Genomic DNA, 3,590 nt, shown 5'->3' on the forward strand with positions numbered 1-3,590 from the left:
TCCTGCTGCAATGTTCTATTGGTGCGCCAGGCCTAAAGCAGCCATTTGCGCAGCCGCAGCAAAATGGCGCTTTGTCCCGCACTGCCGTCCTTGGCTGGATCATGCGCGAAGGTCCGCTTCTGTATGATGCTCGGCTTGGGCAGCACATGAAATTGGTGCATAATCCATAGTGTAGAACCGGCGAAGCAGCATAGTCGCAGGCGGAGCGCACCCTCGGACAGCCTGTCGTGAACCCCACAGTCACAGACCCATGGAGGCGTTCATGTCGCTTGTTCTTCTTGCCATCTCTCTGTCCATCGCCCTCGGCGTTCTGGCCTTCCGCTTCGCGGTCTTCGCCCTACCGGTCATGGCCGGGATCGCCGCGTTCCTGCAGGTTCATGAGGGCGGGTCCGGTTTCGGCCTGTCCTTCCTCGCTGGGCTGGCTGGGGCTGCGGCATCCGTCGCGCTGGTGATCGCGATTCTCGGCTTCGCCCGAAACCCCTTCCTGCGCCTTGGGGCGCTCGGCCTCTTTGCGGTGCCAGCTGCCGTGGCGGGTTACGCGCTGGCCCATGGCGTCGCGAAACATGCGCTCGATCCGGGTGTCATGCTGACGTTGATCTGCAGCGGCTGCGGCGTGGTCGTCGCGGTTGCGGCGATGGTCAACCTCAATGCCTTGGGGCAGGGGCTTCTTGACCCGTAGATCTTGGTTGCCGTCGAACCTCGTCGTGTCGTCGCAGGGGCGGTTCTGACCTGTGCTTCGGCGGTCCTTGGGTGCGCGCAGGCCGAGGCCCAAAAACATCCCTCTCTCGTGGCAGGGCCTCTGACCTATCGAACCCTTGCATCAGCTGATGCTGTGAACGGTGCCGGATGCGCTTGGGTCTGCCCGCGGTCTCTGGCCTTCGGATACGCACAATGGTGGCAGGTATCAGGGTAGGTGAGAGGTTCATCGCCTTTGGGTGCGTGATCTGGGGTCTGTGGTTGCCATTCGCGAGGAAGATTGTTCGGTACTGCGTCCCCGTTGGCGCTCCCCCGAGAAGACCTGTCCCTCCTCCTGATTGATCCCCTAAGCCCGTCCGTCCGAGGCCGGCAACCCCGCGCGGCGGGACCCGTGTTGGCGTGTGCCACGCCTGCCCGCGCCACGTCCCGCCTTGGGGGTCAAGCGGACGCCAGGGCGTCCGTGCAGGCCACGTCCAGCGGTCTTTGACGGGCCTCATCGGAGGGACGGTCCCTCCGGATGAAGCAACGGAGACAACCCATGCAGAACATCGTCATCCTCGCCGGCAATATCGGCCAGACCCCCGAAACCCGCACCACCCAGGGCGGCACCACGATCACCTCCTTCACCCTTGCCACCTCCCGCCCGCGCTATTCCGAAGGCCGGGTCGTCCGCGACGAGAACGGCTACCGCGTCCAGGACACCGAATGGCACCGCATCACCTGCTTCAACGGCCTCGGCAAGACGGTCCAGCAGTATTGCGAGAAGGGGATGAAGCTCCTGGTCCGTGGCCGCATTCACTACACCAAGTGGACCGACGCCGCGGGCGTCGACCGCTACGGCTGCGAGATCATCGCCGAGACGGTCGACTTCCTGACCAAGGCCAAGCAGACCGAGGACGAAGACCCGACCTTCATCGACGATGAGGACGGCCAGTCCTGACCCCGCAATGAAACCCGGCGGCGTGAGCCGCCGGGTTTCTCCGATGGCCCTGTCCGCCCTCGATCACAATTCGTATCATTCGGCGACATCCCGCCGCGCGCAGCGGCCGGATAGGCAGTGAGTCGCGCCTCGGTCGGCTCCCACGCTATCCAGTGCCCGATACACCCGCTGACCGAGATGATCACTGGCAAGCCACCGAAAATGCGACTAAAATAGTCGTAGTTCTGGCATGTGTGAATGGCCGGGTGGGAGGTGATCATCATGATCACCGCCCGACAATCACGGGCCGCGCGCGCATTGCTGGGATGGACGCAGCAGGAGCTAGCCGATAAGGCCCTGGTATCACTGACCGCATTGAAGAGGCTCGAATCCGAGAAGGATCTTCGTGTCTACGAGTCGACCGAAGATCAGGTGCGCCGAGTGTTCGAGGATGCAGGCATCACCTTTCTGCGTTCGGACAAGGGTGAAGGCGTCTTGATCGACTTGAACAAGGCGGAAAAGGCCAAGTGATCGTAACCGGTTGACGTGGGTTTCGGTGGCGGGCCTGTACGAAAAGGCAACTTCGGGAGGGGGTCGTTTCTGCGATCCTGTAGGGACATGGCACAGGGCGAGACGACATTTCTGGATGCGCCACCGGACAGCGACACGCTGACCGACTACGACCATGCTCATATGGTTCTCTACCTTCGCCTGTTCGACGCTGCCGAGGAAGGTGCCGATTGGCGGGAAGTGGTCGAGGTCCTCTTCGGCCTCGACGCCAAGGCAGACCCCGAGCGCTGCAGAAGCGTCTATGATAGTCACCTTGCCCGAGCGCGCTGGATGACCGAACACGGCTATCGTGAACTGCTCAAGAGCGGTGGCGACGGCCCGACCGGCTGAGTCACGCCGAAACCCGCCGATACCGGCTGGGCCGGACTCCTGAAAATCAATCAGTACGTGTATAGTTTCCAACGTTTCAAAGATGTTGGCGAACGGGATTTGTCATGCCGTCGGATCTGTCCGGCTGGCGTTCCACGGCCGGATACGACTACGTCGAGCGCCTCGGTGCATCTGATCTGGCATGGGAATGGCTGCGCCGCAACAAGCACTATGCACAGGACTACGCGACTCTCTCCAAGGCCGCGCCGGACGATGTTGCCCTGAAGACAGCTCTCCTCGACAAATGGGGGTTACGATTTCGCGGCCGATCCAGCATTACCAGCACCAATGACCAGCACGCTCTGGGATCCCCGGATCGATCCGGGCGTCATCCTTTTGCGCGAGTTACCAGAGGCACTCGGCGACGCGGCCCTGCCGACGGTCCTCCCCAAGGGAACGATCATACCCGCCCAGGACGGCCTCCATCATCTTCATGATGGCGGCGGCGATCGCCGCCTTCAGGTTCTGCAATTGGATCCCGAGGCCACCGCATTGGTGGCCATCGTGCCGCTCGATCAAGACGGGTTCGTCCGCCTCGATGGCGTCTATCGACTTCTTGCCATGATCCATGGACGGGCTGTTCCTGCCGACAAGCGCCTGACGCGTCAGAAGCGCCTGCGCGCCAAACGCATGCTGCAGGCCCATGATGGGCGGCAGGCCGGGGCGACCCACCGCAAGATTGCTGAGGTGATCTTCCAGATGCCACAAGTGAGCCGGGACGAGTGGCAAAGCGCCTCGGAGCGCTTCGCCGTCATGGCGCTGCTGCGCGATGCGCGGAAGATGGTTGATGGTGGTTATCTGGGATTGTTGCGGCCAAAAGAGCGTGCGTAATGCCTCAGTCTTGCGCAGCCGTCGGTGCCCAACCCCGCAGCGCCAACCAATCTGACCTTGAAATTGCGGCCGTGTCGTTGGTTCAGGACGCGCTTTACCCAAGCAAAACAATTGGAAAGCACTCCGTGCTGTTGATTGTCACTGAGAACTGACCCGGTATTTTCACCGAGATTTGACCCACCCTCAGTTATGCGTCGTGGTTTAT

Annotated in this window: 5 protein-coding genes and 1 pseudogene; all 6 read left to right on the forward strand. The window is 62.0% G+C overall.

Annotated elements, in window-relative coordinates; genetic code table 11:
• Positions 1 to 262 precede the first annotated feature (262 nt).
• The 6 genes and pseudogenes from ACGYLQ_RS20545 to ACGYLQ_RS20570 all read left to right on the forward strand — a co-directional run bounded on the left by ACGYLQ_RS20545 (position 263) and on the right by ACGYLQ_RS20570 (position 3,385).
• Complete coding sequence (locus ACGYLQ_RS20545) at positions 263 to 679, forward strand: hypothetical protein (protein ID WP_394444633.1); 417 nt, start codon at positions 263 to 265, stop codon at positions 677 to 679.
• A gap of 555 nt (positions 680 to 1,234) precedes the next feature.
• The gene (locus tag ACGYLQ_RS20550) at positions 1,235 to 1,636 is read left to right on the forward strand and encodes a single-stranded DNA-binding protein (RefSeq protein WP_394444638.1); all 402 of its coding nucleotides are present in this window, start codon (positions 1,235 to 1,237) and stop codon (positions 1,634 to 1,636) included.
• Positions 1,637 to 1,897: 261 nt separating this feature from the next.
• Positions 1,898 to 2,146 carry a helix-turn-helix domain-containing protein gene (locus ACGYLQ_RS20555; RefSeq protein WP_054540357.1) on the forward strand — a complete coding sequence of 83 codons (249 nt, stop codon included), beginning with the start codon at positions 1,898 to 1,900 and terminating at the stop codon, positions 2,144 to 2,146.
• Positions 2,147 to 2,233: 87 nt separating this feature from the next.
• Entirely contained in the window at positions 2,234 to 2,515 is a 282-nt protein-coding gene (locus ACGYLQ_RS20560; RefSeq protein WP_394444635.1) for a DNA -binding domain-containing protein, read from the forward strand.
• A gap of 104 nt (positions 2,516 to 2,619) precedes the next feature.
• A pseudogene (locus tag ACGYLQ_RS20565) lies at positions 2,620 to 2,805 on the forward strand (transcriptional regulator domain-containing protein); the annotation flags it as partial.
• 37 nt (positions 2,806 to 2,842) lie between these two features.
• Positions 2,843 to 3,385: a DUF2285 domain-containing protein gene (locus tag ACGYLQ_RS20570; protein ID WP_394444637.1), complete on the forward strand. Its 543-nt coding sequence runs from the start codon at positions 2,843 to 2,845 to the stop codon at positions 3,383 to 3,385.
• Positions 3,386 to 3,590: the final 205 nt, after the last annotated feature.

Source organism: Sulfitobacter sp. 1A12779, from assembly GCF_043557315.1.
In the GTDB taxonomy this organism is placed as follows: Bacteria; Pseudomonadota; Alphaproteobacteria; order Rhodobacterales; family Rhodobacteraceae; genus Sulfitobacter; species Sulfitobacter faviae.